This window comes from Streptomyces blastmyceticus (assembly GCF_039521185.1).
In the GTDB taxonomy this organism is placed as follows: domain Bacteria; phylum Actinomycetota; class Actinomycetes; order Streptomycetales; family Streptomycetaceae; genus Streptomyces; species Streptomyces blastmyceticus.
Map to the genome: position 1 here is coordinate 26,012 of NZ_BAAABW010000025.1, position 16,483 is coordinate 42,494.

Consider the following 16,483-nt stretch of genomic DNA (forward strand, 5'->3'; position numbering starts at 1 on the left):
GGCGAGCCGCCTCAGCCCGCCCGCCGGAAGACCGCCACCGTCCTCCCCGGCACGGAGAACGTTCCCGAATCGCGGTCGTACGACGCCGACTTGACCACCGGATCGGTTCCCCGGGCCTGGACCGGGTGGAGGGCGTAGGGCGTTCCCGTGACGGCCGTGACGTGTTGCGTGCGGCGTTCGGGGGTGGCGTTGAGGACGACGAGCAGGTCGTTCACGCGCATGGTGAGCACCCCCGGTGTCTCGTCCTTGCCGGAGAGCGGGAAGGACAGGTCCGCCTGGACACCCTCGGACGTGGTGTGGCTGAACGCCTTCTCCGTCGTGCGGATCCGCAGCAGGTCGCGGTAGGCGGCGGAGGCCGCCTCCGTGGCCGGGCAGCCGGGGCGCAGGGCCGGGTCGGCCAGGAGGGGCCTGGCGTAGGGCCACTTGGGCGCGTTGTCCCCGGCCGGGGGCAGGCCGCGGCCGAAGCCGTTGCCGTCGGCGCAGTCCCAGTGGATCGCGTTGAACCAGTCCCCGCTGTCGAAGGAGTTGCGGTCCAGGGACTTGGAGCGCAGCAGGTCCGTACCGGCCTGGGAGAGGGCCGGCCCCTGGGACAGCGCCGCGGTGGCCATCGCGAGGACCTGCATCCGGGCCCGGTCGGCCGCCGTGGTGCGCTGCGGCAGTTTGTAGGCGAGGGCGTCGTAGAGGGACTCGTTGTCGTGCGCGTCGACGTAGGCGAGGGCGTCCCCGGGGGCGGCGGCGTAGCCGGCCGGTGAGCCGTTGTAGTCGACGTCCGAGCCACGGACGCCGCGGCCGGTGGAGTCGGTGAAGCGGTACGCGGCGAGGTTGCCGGTCAGGCCCACCTTGATGAGGTCCTGGGCGTGCAGGAGGCGGGAGCGCTGCTCGTCGGGGGTGCCGGGCGTCGCGCCGTTGGGGTCGGTGTAGAGGCCGGAGGCGAAGCCCTGGACGCGCGGGTCCGCGTCGAAGGGGCCGCCGCCGCGGACGGCGTCGCGGGCGCGGTCGGAGAAGGTCGCGATGCCGGTGCCCGCCATGTTCTTCTGGGTGGCCTGGACGAAGCGGGCGTCGTCGGCGGCCTCCCCGAAGTTCCAGCCCTCGCCGTAGAGGATCACGGCCTTGCCGTCGACGCCGTCCTTGGCGACCGTGAGCGCGTCGAGAGCCTTGCGCACGGCCAGGATGTTGGCCTTGGGGTGGTGGCCCATGAGGTCGAAGCGGAAGCCGTCGACCTTGTAGGCCCTGGCCCAGGTGACGACCGAGTCGACGACGAGCTTGCCCATCATCGCGTGCTCGGGCGCGGTGTTCGCGCAGCAGCTGGAGTTGGCGACGCTGCCGTCGTCCAGCAGCCGTTGGTAGTAGCCGGGGACGATGCGGTCGAGCACGGACCGGGGATCCTGCCCGGACGCGGCGGTGTGGTTGTAGACGACGTCCATGACCGTACGCAGCCCGGCCCCGGCCAGCCCCTGGACCATCTGCCGGAATTCGAGCGTCCGGCGCGGTCCTTCGGGGTCGGAGGCATAGCTGCCCTCAGGGACGGTGTAGTGCAGCGGGTCGTAGCCCCAGTTGTACGCGTCCCGGGCGGCCGTCCGTCCCACGCACTCCTGCTGCCGCTCGGAGTCGGCGGGCAGCGCGGCCAGGTCGCAGGCGGGCGTCGCCTGGTCGGCGCGCCTTTCGGGGGCGGTGGCGAAGTCGAACGCGGGCAGCAGGTGGACGTACGAGGTGCCCGCGTCGGCGAGGCTCTTCAGGTGCCGCATGCCGGCCGAGGCGCGGTCGGTGAAGGCGAGGTACTCCCCCGGGTGCGCCGAAGTGCGGTCCGCCACGGAGAAGTCACGGATGTGCAGCTCCTGGATCTGCGCGTCCCGCAGCGGCACGGCGCGGGGCTTGCGCAGATCCCGCCAGCCCGGCGGGGCGAGGGCGGGGTCGGCGAGGTCGGTGACCAGACTGCGCGCGGAATCCGTGGTGAGCGCGGTGGAGTAGGGGTCGGTCACGAGATTGGTGACCACTTTCTGCACGGTCGGGGCCCAGACGGTGACGGCATAGCGATAGGGCTTGCCCGCCCACTCCCGGGGGCCGGTCACACTCCACACACCACTGGCGGCGTCGCGCCGCATGGAGACGGTGCGGCCGTCGAGTTCGAGGTCGACGCGGCGCGCGGTGGGTGCCCAGACGGAGAGGGTGGGACGGCCGCGCCGGAAGACCGGGCCGAGCTCGGCCCTGGGCGCGGACGCGGCGTAGAGGTCGTCGAGGACGCCGGGTATCTGCACACTGGTGGTGATGTCGTCGGTGACGGCGGCGACCCGTCCTCTCAGGGCGTCGGGCACGCGGCTCCGGTCGGCGGCGGCCACTTGAAAGGCGTCATAGGCGGCGAGGTGGGGGAACTTCGCACGCTGGGCGGGGGTGAGCCCGCCGGGCTGCTGGGTGAGGGTGAAGGTGCCGGTGTCGTGTACGAGGCGGTGGGGGTGGCCGGGCGTGCCGAGGTTTTTGGGCCAGGCGAGGGTGTTGCGGTCGATCCATTGAACGGTGGCTTTGGGCGGTGGGGTGGGGTGGGGTTCGGCGTGAGCGGCGCTTGTCAGTGGGAGCAGGAAGAGGAAGGCGGCGCTCAGGGCGAGGCGTCTCATGGGGCTCCTTCGCTGGGGTGGGTGGACGGTTTTTTGCCCCAGTCCCGCCCCTTCCCGAAACTGGGGGCAAGCCCCCAGACCCCCGGGGTGCGCAATTCAGCCCGTCCGGCGTTTGAGGACGCGCCCGCAGGGCGCTGGGGGTCCGGGGGTCTCCCCCGGTTTCGGGAAGGGGCGGGGCAGGGGAACAAAGCCCGCCGGGCCGCACCCGAGCGGGGGCCCGGGGCGGAGCTCCGGCCGCGGCGGAGCCGCGTATCAGACACTGCGGGAAGGGGCGGGGTAGGGGAACAAGCCCTACGGGGCACACTCGCGCGCACCCACATGCAGCGCCAGCGCCGTGTTCGGGGCCAGGGAAGCCGTGAACGTGCCGTCCGGAGCCACCGACACCCGCCGTCCGCTCTGCACGTCGCAGTAATCACCCCCCGGCAACGACGTCCGAAACGTGCGGCTCACCGCGAACGACTCGTGGTTGATGGCCACATAGCCCTTGTTCCCGCGCCCGAAGGCGATCGCCTGGTAGCCGTTGTCCCACCAGTCACCGACCGCCGCGCCCCGCGTCGCATTGCGGAATCCCACCATGGACTTGATCTCGGGCCATTTGTGCTGGCACTTCCAGCCGTCCTGCCAACAGGCAGTGACAGAGCCGCCATTGGGCGGTCCCGCGTCGCGGTCGGTGAATTCGTAGCCGGAGTGGACGTCCGGGGAGCCGTAGGGCCAGGCGAGCATGAAGACGTTGGCGAGGGTGTAGTTCGCGCCGTCCTTGTAGCTGAGGGTGTCGCCGCCTCGCTCGGTGTCCCAGTTGTCGGTGAAGACGGATGCCTGGCCGCCGGGCAGATAGCCCCAGCCCTCGCCGAAGTTCTTGAGATAGGCGAGCCGTTCGCCGGTGAGGACCCGTTTGAGGTCGCGCGCGTAGCGGAATTCCTGGACGTCGCCGTTGCGCAGGTATTCCTCCGGCTGGACGGCCTCGCCCGCGCCGTAGATGGTCTCCTGTTTCCAGTAGACATCGGGTCTGCTCAGCCGGGACTTGATGGCGGCGAGGTCGTCGGTGGCGATGTGCTTGGCGGCGTCGATGCGGAATCCGTCGACGCCGAGGGAGAGCAGGTCGTCGAGGTAGGCGGCGATGCGGTCGCGCACGTGCTCCGCGCCGGTGTCGAGGTCGGCGAGGCCCACGAGTTCGCAGTTCTGGACGTCGCCCCGGTCGCGGTAGTCGCCGATGGGCTTGCGGCAGCCGTGGAAGTCCCGGTCCTGGTACGTGCCCGGGTAGTCGTACTTCGTATACGGGGTGCCGCCGGTGCCGGTGCCGGAACCGGCGGCCATGTGGTTGATCACGGCGTCGGCGACGACCTTGACCCCGGCCGAGTGGCAGGCGTCGACCATGCCCTTCAGGGCGGCGCGGTCACCGAGCCGACCGGCGACGCGGTAGCCGACGGGCTGGTAGGAGGTCCACCACTGCGGCCCCTGGATGTGTTCCTGAGGCGGTGACACCTGGACGTATCCGTAGCCCGCCGGGCCGAGGGTGTCCTTGCACTCCTTGGCGACGGAGGCGTAGCTCCACTCGAAGAGCACGGCGGTGACGTCGCGTTCGCCGGGTGCGGCCGCCCGCGCGGGCGGGGCGCAGGTGAGGGTGCCGGCCACGAGGGCGGCGACGGCGAGCAGCGCTCTTCGGGTGGTTCCGGGCAGGGCGAAGGGGGGCATGGCGCCTCCTGGGGGGGGGTGGCCGGTTCCTGATGAACCGGGACAAAACAGCCTCATATGGCAACACGTCGCACCCATAGGGCCGATGAAGGTTCTTGCTGTTCTTGCTGCAACTTCTGTCCGCACGACCGCGGCAACAGCCGCGCACGAGACCGTACGAGGCCCGTCGCCGCCGGTCAACCCTTGGGACACGGTCCGGTTACGACCCGGAAATCTCGCTGTTTCGTTCTTGCAAACCCTTTCGCAAGAGATTGCAGCCTGTTAACTTCCTCCACAGCTCGGGCCGTCCGCGACTGGTCGGCCTCCTTGATGAGGAGATCCATATGCGAAGAGGCATATCGGTTGCGGCCGTCGTCGGCGTGCTGGCCCTGACCGCGACCGCCTGCGGCGGTGACAGCGGCGGCGACGGCGGCGACGGCTCCAAGGCGGCGAACGACCCGGGCAGTGTGAGCGGGACGGTCACCTGGTGGGACACTTCGGACGCCACCAACGAGGCACCGGCCTTCAAGAAGCTGGTGTCGGCCTTCGAGACGAAGTACCCCAAGATCAAGGTCGATTACGTCAATGTGCCGTTCGACCAGGCGCAGCAGAAGTTCAAGACGGCGGCGTCCACGGGCAAGGGCGCGCCCGACGTGCTGCGCTCGGACGTCGGCTGGACCCCGGGCTTCGCCCAGCTCGGCTACCTCAAGGACCTCACCGGCACGCCGGCGCTCGACAACGCCGGCGACTTCCTCGACGGGCCGCTGAAGAACGCCGCGTACCAGGGCAAGACGTACGGCGTCCCCCAGGTCACCGACACGCTCGCGCTGCTCTACAACAAGGACCTGTTCCACAAGGCGGGCATCGAGGCGCCCCCGGCCGACTGGAACGCGGTCAAGGACGCCGCCCAGAAGATCAAGGACAGGACGGGCGCCGGGGGCATCGGCCTCAGCCCGGACAGCTACTACTCGCTGCCCTTCCTCTACGGCGAGAACAGCGACATGGTCGACGTCGCCGGCAAGAAGATCACCATCTCCGACGCCGCGTCCGTCAAGGGCATCGAGACGGCCGTCGACCTGGTCAAGTCCGGTGCCGCGCCCAAGCCGGCGGGCACGGACGGCTACAACGCGCTGAAGACGGACTTCAAGAACGGCAAGCTGGCCATGATGGTCGACGGGCCGTGGGCGACGAAGGAGATCTTCGGCGGCGACGCGTACAAGTCGAAGGACAACCTGGGGATCGCGACGATCCCGGCGGGCTCGACAGGGACGGCGGGGGCGCCGGTCGGCGGGCACAACCTCGTCGTCTACGCGGGGTCGAAGAACTTCGACGCGTCCTACCTCTTCACGCGGTTCATGACCGAGGCCGCGCAGCAGGAGTCGGTGTCGTCGGCGATCGGGGTGCTGCCGACGCGGAAGTCGGCCTACACGAAGGAGGTGCTGGCCGATCCGGTGCGGAAGTCTTTCTACGAGGCGCTGGGGAAGGCGCATGCGCGGCCTCCGATTCCGCAGGGCGGGGATCTGTTCACGGACTGGCTCCAGCACTACACGAAGATTTTGACGCTGAAGGAGTCGCCCAAGGAGGGGACGGCGGCTACTGCGAAGGCTTGGCAGGGGGCGTTGCTGAAGGACTGGTCGGTGCAGGAGTAGTGGGGCGGGGGATTTTTCCCCTACCCGCCCCTTCCCGCTGCATCCGATGTGCGACTCCGTCGCGTGAGGGGCTCCGCCCCGGACCCCGGTCCTCAACCGCCGGACGGGCTGAAAGATCGTGCCGCGTCCCTCGACGAAAGCCCTTCGAAATGACCACAGCAGTTTCCCCGAGCGGTAGTCCGCCCACGTTGTTCACCCGGCTCAGGCGGTCCTTCGACACGCACTGGTACGCCTGGGCCATGGTGCTGCCCGTGGTCGTCGTGCTGGCGGTGCTGGTCGGGTATCCGCTGGGGCGCGGGATCTATCTCTCCTTCACCGACGCCAACGAGGCCAATGTCGGGCGGACCATCGGCGTCAACCACATCGCGTCGACGTACAAGTCCGTCGGTCTCGACAATTACTGGAAGGTGCTCTCGGGGCAGGAGGGCCACTTCTATTCGCGGCTGGGCTGGACCGTCGTCTGGACCGCTTCGTGCGTGTTCCTGCACTACACGATCGGCCTCGGGCTGGCCCTGCTGCTCAACAGGCCGATGCGGTTCCGGGCGCTGTACCGGGTGCTGCTGATCCTGCCGTGGGCGGTGCCGGCGTTCGTCGCGACGTTCTCGTGGCGGCTGATGTTCAACGAGAAGTACGGCGTCCTCAACGCCTTTCTCACCAAGCTGGGCATGGACCCCGTGGACTGGCTCGGGGACTCGACGCTCCAGAAGGTGTCGGCCGTCGCGGTCAATGTGTGGCTGGGCGTGCCGTTCATGATGGTGGCGATACTCGGCGGACTCCAGGCGATACCGCGGGAGTTGCACGAGGCGGCGGAGATGGACGGCACCTCGCCCTGGCAGCGGTTCCGGCACGTGACGCTGCCGGGGCTGCGGCCGGTGAGCGGGACCGTGATCCTGCTGGGCGTGATCTGGACGTTCAACATGTTCCAGGTGATCTACCTGCTGATCGGGCAGGGGGCGAGCTCCGACAGCGAGATCCTGGTGACGTACGCCTACCGCCTGGCCTTCCAGGGTGTGCGCGACTACGCGGGCTCGGCCACGTACGGCATCCTCATCCTCTCGCTGCTTCTGGTCTTCGCCGTCTTCTACCGCCGGATGCTCTCCCGACAGGAGTCCACGCGATGAGCTCCACCACCCCCCGGGCCCGCGGCGAGCGGTCGCGCGGCGCCTCGGCCGCGCTGCACACGGCGCTGGCCCTCGCGAGCCTGGTCGCGGTCTTCCCGGTGCTGTTCGTCGTCTTCGTCTCCCTGCGCGGCCGGGACGGCTGGCAGGAGCCGACGCGGTTCGTCGGCTTCGACGTCTCCAACTACACGCACATCCTGGGGCACACCAAATTCCTGACGTGGTTCGGGAATTCGGTGATCGTGGCGGTGGGCGCCACCGTGCTCGGGGTGTTCGTCGCGGCGACGGCCGGCTACGCCGTGTCGCGGATGCGTTTTCCCGGGCACCGGTCGCTGATGTGGACCTTTCTGATCGTGCAAATGTTCCCGATGGCGGTGCTGATCGTGCCGCTGTACAACATTCTGGGTGAGCTCGAACTCCTGGACTCCTACACCGGTCTGATCGTGACCTACTGCTCGGTATCCGTGCCGTTCTGCGCCTGGATGCTCAAGGGGTACTTCGACACCATTCCCGCCGAGATCGACGAGGCGGGCCGGGTGGACGGGCTGAGCCCGTTCGGCACCTTCTGGCGGCTGATCCTGCCGCTCGCCCGGCCCGGTCTGGCCGTCACCGCCTTCTACTCCTTCATCACCGCCTGGGGCGAAGTCGCCTTCGCCACCCAGTTCATGAGCAGCGAGGAGCACTACACCCTCGCGGTCGGGCTCCAGACCTTCGTCGGCCAGCAGAAGGCCGAGTGGGGTCTGATGACGGCCGCGGCGGTCCTCATCACCGTCCCCGCAGCCGCCGTCTTCTTCCTCGCCCAGCGGCACCTGGTCGCCGGGCTGACCGCAGGTGGCACCAAGGGCTGACCCCGGCCCGTGGTGCGTCACCGGACGCGTCGACCGCGCGTTGACATGTTCGTACCGCCCGCACCGCCTCGTACGGCCCTTCGCACCGCCTCTTCCGTGACCGCACTTTTCGACCTAGGGAAGTACATGACCCAGGATCTCGCGCCCTCCGTCCGCCCGGCCGCCGACTCCTCGTCCGCGCACGCGGAGGGCTGGTGGCGCAGCGCCGTCATCTATCAGGTGTACGTGCGCTCGTTCGCCGACAGCGACGGTGACGGCATCGGCGATCTGCGGGGGATCCGGCAGCGGCTGCCGCACCTGGCGGAGCTGGGGGTGGATGCGGTGTGGCTGACGCCGTTCTACGCGTCGCCGCAGGCGGACGGCGGTTACGACGTCGCGGACTACCGCGCGGTGGACCCGCTGTTCGGGGATCTGTCGGACGCGGACGACCTGGTGCGGGAGGCGCACCGGCTGGGTCTGCGGGTCATCGTCGACATCGTGCCCAACCACACGTCCGAGCGGCATGCGTGGTTCCGGGCGGCGCTCGCGGACCGCCCGGGGGGGACGGCCCGCGAGCGCTACCACTTCCGTCCGGGCAAGGGCGTCTCGGGGGAACTCCCGCCCAACGACTGGGAGTCCGTCTTCGGCGGCCCGGCCTGGACGCGTACGCAGCTCCCCGACGGCACCCCGGGCGAGTGGTACCTGCACCTCTTCGCGCCCGAGCAGCCGGACCTCAACTGGGACAACCAGGAGGTCCGGGAGGAGTTCGAGTCGGTGCTGCGGTTCTGGCTGGACCTGGGCGTGGACGGGTTCCGGATCGACGTGGCGCACGGCATGGTCAAGGCGCCCGGGCTGCCGGACATCGGCCGCAAGGAGCAGGCGAAGCTGATCGGCGCGCAGGTGCTGCCGTTCTTCGACCAGGACGGGGTGCACGAGATCCACCGCTCGTGGCGGGCGCTGCTGGACTCCTACGAGGGCGAGCGGATCGGGGTGGCCGAGGCGTGGGCGCCGACCTCGGAGCGGCTGGCGCTGTACGTGCGCCCCGACGAGCTGCACCAGGCGTTCAACTTCCAGTTCCTGACGTGCGCGTGGGACGCGGACGCGATGCGCACGGTGATCGACGAGTCGCTGGCGGCCACGCTGTCGGTGGGCGCGCCGACGACCTGGGTGCTCTCCAACCACGACGTGGTGCGGCACGCCACCCGCTACGGCGCCGGCGAGCCGGGGCTGCGGCGGGCGCGGGCGGCGGCGCTGCTGATGCTGGCGCTGCCGGGCTCGGCGTACGTCTACCAGGGCGAGGAGCTGGGGCTGCCGGAGGTCGTGGACCTGCCGGACGAGGTGCGCCAGGACCCGGCGTTCTTCCGGGGCGACGGCCAGGACGGCACCCGGGACGGCTGCCGGGTGCCGATCCCGTGGTCGGGCGACGAGGCGCCGTACGGCTTCGGGCCGGGCGGCAGCTGGCTGCCGCAGCCCGAGGAGTGGCGGGAGCTGTCGGTGGCGGCCCAGTCGGGCGACCCGCGCTCGACGCTGGAGCTGTACCGCTCGGCGCTGACGCTCCGCCGTGAGCTGCCGGGGCTCGGCGACGGGGAGATGGTCTGGCTGGACGCGCCCGAGGGGGTGCTGGCGTTCTCGCGGCCCGGCTTCCTCTGCACGCTCAACACGCTGGGCGAGGAGGTGGAGCTGCCGGTTCCGGGGCGTCCGGTGCTGGCGACGTCGGCGCTCGAATTCGGCGGCGGCACGGTACGCGTGCCCTCGGACACCTGCGTCTGGTGGGCAGTCTGAGATGCGACCGGTAAGGTCCAGTCCTGTGACCGCCCGGCTTGCCGATATCGCAGCGCAGGCGGGTGTCAGCGAAGCAACCGTCAGCCGCGTCCTCAACGGGAAGCCGGGGGTCGCCGCCTCCACCCGCCAGTCCGTGCTGGCCGCGCTCGACGTGCTGGGCTACGAGCGTCCGGTGCGGCTGCGGCAGCGCAGCGCGGGCTTGGTCGGGCTGATCACCCCGGAGCTGGACAATCCCATCTTCCCGGCGTTCGCGCAGGTCATAGGGCAGGCGCTGACCCGGCAGGGGTATACGCCGGTGCTGGCCACGCAGACGCCCGGCGGCTCCACGGAGGACGAGCTGACCGAGATGCTGGTGGACCGGGGGGTCGCCGGGATCATCTTCGTCTCCGGGTTGCACGCGGACACCTCCGCGGATATGCAGCGCTATGAGCGGCTGCGGGCCCAGGGCGTGCCGTTCGTGCTCATCAACGGTTTTTCGGCCAAGGTGCGGGCGCCCTTCGTCTCCCCCGACGACCGGGCCGCGGTCCGGCTCGCCGTCACCCATCTGGCCGCACTGGGCCACCGGCGCATCGGGCTGGCGCTGGGCCCCGAGCGGTATGTGCCGGTGCAGCGGAAGATCGAGGGCTTCCTGGCGGCCGTGCGGGAGCAGCTGGGGGTGGCGGAGGCCGAGGCGGGTGAGCTGGTCCAGCACTCGCTGTTCAGCCTGGAGGGCGGCCAGGCGGCCGCCTCCGCGCTCCTGGACCGGGGCTGCACGGCCGTGGTGTGCGCGAGCGACATGATGGCGCTGGGCGTGGTGCGCGCGGCCCGTCAGCGCGGCCTGGAGGTCCCGCGGGACGTCTCGGTGGTCGGCTTCGACGACTCGCCCCTCATCGCCTTCACGGACCCGCCGCTGACCACGATCCGACAGCCGGTGCAGGCGATGGGGCAGGCGGCGGTGGGGGCGCTGCTGGAGGAGATCGGCGGTACGCCGGCGCCGCACAGCGAATTCGTCTTCCTGCCTGAGCTGGTGGTCCGGGGTTCAACGGCTTCGGCCCCGGGCACGGCCCGTGTCGGCGCGGACACGCCGCTTCCCGAACAGGCCCGTACAGACACGCGTACGGGCGCTCGTACGGTGGTGGCGAACCGGGCGGAAAGCGGCGAAGACCAGTCTTGGGGATGATCTGCCCCAGGCCGCTTTCTGGCAGACTGGTTGGCTATGGGTGAAGCGACAGTAAGGCAACTGGAAGGCCGCACGGCCGCCCCGCCACCCACCGAGGAGCGAGCGGACCGGCCGTCGGCGGAATGTGCCACCGGGCGAAAAGTCGGCCTGTGGAAGCCGCGTTCGCCGCGTCGGCCGCGCCTGTGGTTCGAGGTGCTGCTCATCGCGGTGAGTTACTGGACGTATTCCCTCGTGCGCAACGCCGTGCCGGAGCAGCGGGCGGCGGCGCTGCGCAACGCCGACTGGGTCTGGCGCACCGAGAACACCCTGCACATCGCCGTCGAGAACTCGGTCAACCACGCGGTGAATTCGGTGACGTGGCTGATCGTGGGGATGAACTACTACTACGCCACTTTGCACTTCGTGCTCACGATCGGGGTGCTGGTGTGGCTCTACCACTGGCACCCCGGCCGCTATGCCGCGGCGCGGCTGGTCCTCTTCGCCACCACCGGCGTCGCGTTGCTCGGCTATTACCTCTTTCCGCTGGCCCCGCCGCGGCTGATGAACAATGTGAACTTCATCGACACGGTCGTGGTGCACCACACGTGGGGCTCGATGGCCTCGGGCAATCTGGCCGACATGTCGAACCAGTACGCGGCGATGCCGTCGATGCACATCGGGTGGTCGGCGTGGTGCGGTGTCACCATCGCGACGCTGGCCCGGCCGGTGTGGGTGCGGGTGCTGGGGGCGGTGTATCCGGTGGCGACGCTGGTGGTGATCGTGTCCACCGCGAACCACTTCTGGCTGGACGCGGTGGGCGGCCTGCTCTGCCTCGCGTTCGGCTTCGCGCTGTCGTACGCCTGGTACCGCTCGTTCCCCTACCGGCTGGCACGCCACGTGGCGAAGGCGTAGGCGGGGGGCGCGGCTCCGTCAGGAGCCGTAGAAGAGCTCCTCCACCACGGCCCGGGCGCGTCTGGTGGTGCGGCGGTAGTCGTCGAGCATCTCCCCGACGTGGCCCGGTTCGTAGCCGAGATAGCGGCCGACGGCGGCCAGCTCGCGGCTGTGCGAGGGGAAGGTGTCCCCCGCCCGACCGCGCACGAGCATCACCGCGTTGCGGACGCTCGTCGCGAGCACCCACGCGTCATCCAGTATGGCCGCCTCCTCGGCACTCAGCAGCCCGGCGGCGCAGGCCGCGTGGAGGGCCTCGCGGGTGCGCGTCGTGCGCAGCCCCGGCTCGGCCCAGCCGTGCCGCATCTGGAGCAGCTGTACGGTCCACTCCACGTCCGACAGGCCGCCGCGCCCCAGCTTGGTGTGGGTCGTGGGGTCGGCGCCGCGCGGCAGCCGCTCGGACTCCATGCGGGCCTTGAGGCGTCTGATCTCGCGCACGGCGTCCTCGCCGAGGCCCTCGGCGGGGTAGCGCAGCGGGTCGATCAGCTCGATGAACCGCCGCCCGAGTCCGGCGTCGCCCGCGACCGGCTCGGCGCGCAGCAGGGCCTGGCTCTCCCACACCAGCGACCAGCGGCGGTAGTAGGCGGCGTACGAGGCGAGGCTGCGCACGATGGGGCCGGACTTGCCCTCGGGCCGCAGGTCGGCGTCGACGATCAGCGGCGGGTCGGTGGTGGGCAGTTGCAGGAGCCTGCGCATCTCGGTGGCGACGGCGAAGGCGGCGCGGGCGGCCTCCTCGTCGCCGACGCCCTCGCGGGGTTCGTGGACGAACAGCACGTCGGCGTCCGAGCCGTAGCCCTGCTCGTGGCCGCCGAAGCGGCCCATGCCGATGACCGCGAACCGGGCGGGGAGGGTGTCGCCCCACTCGGCGCGCACGGCGGCGCGCAGGGCCCCGGCGACGGCTGCGGCGTTGAGGTCGGAGACGGCGCCGCCGACGGCGTCGACCCGGTGGTGGGTGTCCTTGATCTCGGGGGTGCGGCCGGGCAGGGAGGTGCCGTTGCCGCTCCCGGCGGGTCCGTACGCGCCGATGATGTCGGAGGCGGCGGTGCGGAAGAGCTCGCGGCGGCGCACCCCGCGGACCGCGACGATCGCCGCCTCGGCGCCCTCGGCGCGGCCCACCGCGGACAGCACCTCCTGGTCCAGGGCCTCCCGGCTGCGGGGGCGCAGCCCTTCGGGGTCGCCGAGCAGGGCGACTGCCTCGGGGGCGCGCAGCAGCAGGTCGGGGGCGAGGCGGCCGGCGGACAGCACGCGGGCGAGGTTCTCGGCGGCGGCGCCCTCGTCGCGCAGCAGCCGCAGGTACCAGGGGGTCCGGCCGAGGGCGTCGGAGACCTTGTGGAAGTTGAGGAGTCCGGCGTCGGGGTCGGCAGAGTCGGCGAACCAGCCGAGGAGTACGGGCAGCAGGGTGCGCTGGATGGCGGCCTTGCGGCTCACCCCGGAGGCGAGGGCCTCCAGGTGGCGCAGGGCGGCCGCGGGGTCGGCGTAGCCGAGGGCCTCCAGGCGGTGGCCGGCGGCCTTGGCGCTCAGCCGGATCTCGCCGGGCTCCAGTTGGGCGACGGCGTCCAGCAGCGGGCGGTAGAAGAGCTTCTCGTGCAGCCGGCGGGCCTCGCGGGCGTGCTTCTTCCATGCCTTGGCGAGCTCGGCGACCGGTTCGGTGCCGGGCGGCCACTGGAAGGCGCGGGCCAGGGAGCGGCCGAGGCGGCGCCGGTCGGTCTCGTCCTCGGGCATGAGGTGGGTGCGGCGCAGCCGGTAGAGCTGGATGTGGTGTTCGAGGGTGCGCAGGAAGCGGTACGCGGCGTCGAGGGCGGCGGCGTCCGAGCGCCCGACGTAGCCGCCCGCCGCGAGCGCGGTCAGCGCGTCGAGGGTGCCGCTGCCGCGCAGCGTGGCGTCGCTGCGGCCGTGCACCAACTGCAGGAGCTGGACGGCGAATTCGACGTCGCGCAGGCCACCGGGACCCAGCTTCAGCTCGCGGTCGACCTGTCCGGCGGGGATGGAGGCGATGACGCGGCGGCGCATCTGCTGGACGTCGGCGACGAAGTTCTCCCGCTCGGCGGCCTGCCACACCAGTGGGGAGACGGCGTCGAGGTACTCCTGGCCCAGTGCCGCGTCGCCGGCGACCGGGCGGGCCTTGAGCAGGGCCTGGAACTCCCAGGTCTTGGCCCAGCGTTGGTAGTAGGCGAGGTGGCTGGAGAGGGTGCGCACGAGCGGGCCGTTGCGCCCCTCGGGGCGGAGGTTGGCGTCGACGGGCCAGATGGTCCCCTCGGGGGTGACGTCCGAGCAGACGCGCATCATCCGGGAGGCGAGCCGGGTGGCGGCCTGCACGGCGGCGCCCTCGGTGGTGCCGCCGCGGGGCTCGGCCACGAAGATGACGTCGACGTCGGAGACGTAATTGAGCTCGCGGCCGCCGCACTTGCCCATGCCGATGACGGAGAGCCGGCAGGCCGCGGCGTCCTCGGGGTGCTCCTCGGCGGCGATGTCGAGGGCGGCGCGGAGGGTGGCGGTGGCGAGGTCGGCGAGCTCGGCCGCGGTCTGGGCGACGTCGGAGGTGCCGCAGACGTCGCGGGCGGCGATGGTGAGCAGGCAGCGCCGGTAGGCGGCGCGCAGCGCGTCGGCGGGCGCCATCCCTGCGCCCCGCTCCCCGCGCACCCCTTCGGTGAGGGCCTTCTCGAACTCCGGTGTGGCGGGGTTGAGATCGGCCGGTTCGTAGGTGACGAGGGCGTGCCAGTCGCCGGGGTGGCGGGCGAGGTGGTCGCCGAGCGCCTCGGAGGCGCCCAGCACGCCGAGCAGCCGGTCGCGCAGGGGCTTGGCGGTGACCAGGGTGTCCAGCAGCGTCTGCCGCTCGGCGGTGCCGGTGGCCTCGACGAGCCGGACGAGCCCCTGGAGGGCCAGGTCGGGGTCGGCGGTGGCGCCGAGGGCGTCGAGGAGGAGCGGGTCGGAGCGCACGGGGGCGAGGACGGGGGTGTCGAGGAGGCGCTCGGCTCCCGCTGCGTCGCTGAACCCGTGCCGCAACAACCGGCTGTAGGAACTGCGACGACGCCCATCCGGCACGGTCATCTGTTTCCTCCCCGCGCGTGTTCGGTCCCGGCCGCCGAACGCCGGGCGGTGCCCGATTCCAGCCCGTCCGGCGATTGAGGACGCGGCCGCAGGCCGCTCCCGCCGCAGGCGGCAACGGCGGGAGAGCCGACGACGGCGAGAACCCCGGACAACGGCTACAGAACCGGAAGCATCTTGCGGAGCTCGAACGCGGTCACTTCCGAACGGTACTCCTCCCACTCCTGCTTCTTGTTGCGCAGGAAGAAGTCGAAGACGTGCTCGCCGAGCGTCTCGGCGACCAGCTCGCTGCGCTCCATCAGCTCGATCGCCTCGCCGAGGTTCTGCGGCAGCGGCTCGATGCCCATCGCCCGCCGCTCGGCGTCGGACAGCGCCCAGACGTCGTCGTCGGCGCCGGCGGGCAGCTCGTAGCCCTCCTCGATGCCCTTGAGGCCGGCGGCCAGCAGCACGGCGTAGGTGAGGTAGGGGTTGGCGCCGGAGTCGATGGAGCGGACCTCGACGCGGGCGGAGCCGGTCTTGCCGGGCTTGTACATGGGCACGCGGATGAGCGCGGAGCGGTTGTTGTGGCCCCAGCAGATGTACGAGGGTGCCTCGCCGCCGGCGCCGGCGCTGCGGGCCGAGCCGCCCCAGATGCGCTTGTAGGAGTTGACCCACTGGTTGGTGACGGCGGAGATCTCGGCGGCGTGCCGGAGCAGTCCGGCGATGAAGGACCGGCCGACCTTGGAGAGCTGGTATTCGGCGCCTGACTCGTAGAAGGCGTTGCGGTCGCCCTCGAAGAGGGAGAGGTGGGTGTGCATGCCCGAGCCGGGGTATTCCGAGAACGGCTTGGGCATGAAGGTGGCCTGCACGCCCTGTTCCAGCGCGACCTGCTTCATCACGAGCCGGAAGGTCATGACGTTGTCGGCGGTGGAGAGCGCGTCGGCGTAGCGCAGGTCGATCTCCTGCTGGCCGGGGGCGCCCTCGTGGTGGCTGAACTCGACCGAGATGCCCATGGATTCGAGCATGGTGATGGCCTGCCGGCGGAAGTCCATGCCCACGTTCTGCGGGGTGTGGTCGAAATAGCCGGAGGAGTCGGCGGGCACCGGGCGGGTGCCGTCGACCGGCTTGTCCTTGAGCAGGAAGAACTCGATCTCGGGGTGGGTGTAGAAGGTGAATCCGAGGTCGGAGGTCCTGGCGAGGATGCGCTTGAGGACGTAGCGCGGGTCGGCGTAGGACGGGGAGCCGTCCGGCATCAGGATGTCGCAGAACATCCGGGCCGTGCCGGGCGCCTCGGCGCGCCAGGGCAGGATCTGGAAGGTGCCCGGGTCGGGCTTGGCGATCATGTCGGATTCGTACACGCGAGCGAATCCTTCGATCGCCGAGCCGTCGAAGCCGATGCCCTCGTCGAAGGCCTGCTCCAGCTCCGCCGGGGCCACGGCCACGGACTTCAGATAGCCCAGCACATCGGTGAACCACAGCCGTACGAACCGGATGTCGCGCTCTTCGAGCGTACGGAGCACGAACTCCTGCTGCTTATCCATAATCCACCTATCCTCGGTCAGGCCGCCCCTTCCCAAGCCGCGGGGCACATCGGGGGCACATGAGCATCCCACCACACGATTTCGAGTGCGTTGCGTACGCGCGTCTGAATGCCTCGGCCCGTGCGGGGTGCCTCACTGCCCATACTGCCTGCTGCTCCTCGTCCGTGTAACGGCCG

Annotated in this window: 10 protein-coding genes; 6 read left to right on the plus strand and 4 right to left on the minus strand. The window is 70.9% G+C overall.

Translation table 11 applies throughout. The features are described 5' to 3' along the window. Positions 1–11 precede the first annotated feature (11 nt). Together pulA and ABD269_RS22390 are read right to left on the minus strand one after the other, a co-directional pair. On the minus strand, positions 12–2,609 hold the full coding sequence (gene pulA, locus ABD269_RS22385; protein WP_344120346.1) for a pullulanase-type alpha-1,6-glucosidase: 2,598 nt from the start codon (positions 2,607–2,609) through the stop codon (positions 12–14). A 291-nt stretch (positions 2,610–2,900) separates the two neighbouring features. Then, entirely contained in the window at positions 2,901–4,301 is a 1,401-nt protein-coding gene (locus ABD269_RS22390; protein ID WP_344120348.1) for an alpha-amylase, read from the minus strand. A gap of 323 nt (positions 4,302–4,624) precedes the next feature. Between ABD269_RS22390 and ABD269_RS22395 the strand changes: the two genes are divergently transcribed. From ABD269_RS22395 to ABD269_RS22420, 6 genes are all read left to right on the plus strand, one after another. Beyond that, positions 4,625–5,929 (plus strand): extracellular solute-binding protein, encoded by a 1,305-nt coding sequence (locus tag ABD269_RS22395; protein ID WP_344120350.1) that lies wholly within the window; start codon positions 4,625–4,627, stop codon positions 5,927–5,929. 149 nt (positions 5,930–6,078) lie between these two features. After that, positions 6,079–7,050: a carbohydrate ABC transporter permease gene (locus ABD269_RS22400; RefSeq protein ID WP_344120352.1), complete on the plus strand. Its 972-nt coding sequence runs from the start codon at positions 6,079–6,081 to the stop codon at positions 7,048–7,050. Beyond that, entirely contained in the window at positions 7,047–7,895 is an 849-nt protein-coding gene (locus ABD269_RS22405; RefSeq protein WP_301887858.1) for a sugar ABC transporter permease, read from the plus strand. Before ABD269_RS22400 ends, ABD269_RS22405 begins: the two co-directional genes overlap by 4 nt. Before the next feature lie 126 nt (positions 7,896–8,021). Continuing rightward, the gene (locus ABD269_RS22410; protein WP_344120354.1) at positions 8,022–9,656 is read left to right on the plus strand and encodes a glycoside hydrolase family 13 protein; all 1,635 of its coding nucleotides are present in this window, start codon (positions 8,022–8,024) and stop codon (positions 9,654–9,656) included. 25 nt (positions 9,657–9,681) lie between these two features. Next, a complete protein-coding gene (locus tag ABD269_RS22415) occupies positions 9,682–10,815 on the plus strand; it encodes a LacI family DNA-binding transcriptional regulator (RefSeq protein WP_344120356.1) in 1,134 nt (377 codons plus the stop codon). Between the two features lie 36 nt (positions 10,816–10,851). Next, positions 10,852–11,706, plus strand: a complete 855-nt coding sequence (locus ABD269_RS22420; protein WP_301887855.1) for a phosphatase PAP2 family protein — start codon at positions 10,852–10,854, stop codon at positions 11,704–11,706. Positions 11,707–11,724: 18 nt separating this feature from the next. Here ABD269_RS22420 and ABD269_RS22425 read toward each other — a convergent pair whose 3' ends face one another. Further along, complete coding sequence (locus ABD269_RS22425; RefSeq protein ID WP_344120359.1) at positions 11,725–14,790, minus strand: bifunctional [glutamine synthetase] adenylyltransferase/[glutamine synthetase]-adenylyl-L-tyrosine phosphorylase; 3,066 nt, start codon at positions 14,788–14,790, stop codon at positions 11,725–11,727. 155 nt (positions 14,791–14,945) lie between these two features. Then, complete coding sequence (glnA, locus tag ABD269_RS22430; protein ID WP_301887853.1) at positions 14,946–16,307, minus strand: type I glutamate--ammonia ligase; 1,362 nt, start codon at positions 16,305–16,307, stop codon at positions 14,946–14,948. Positions 16,308–16,483 lie beyond the last annotated feature (176 nt).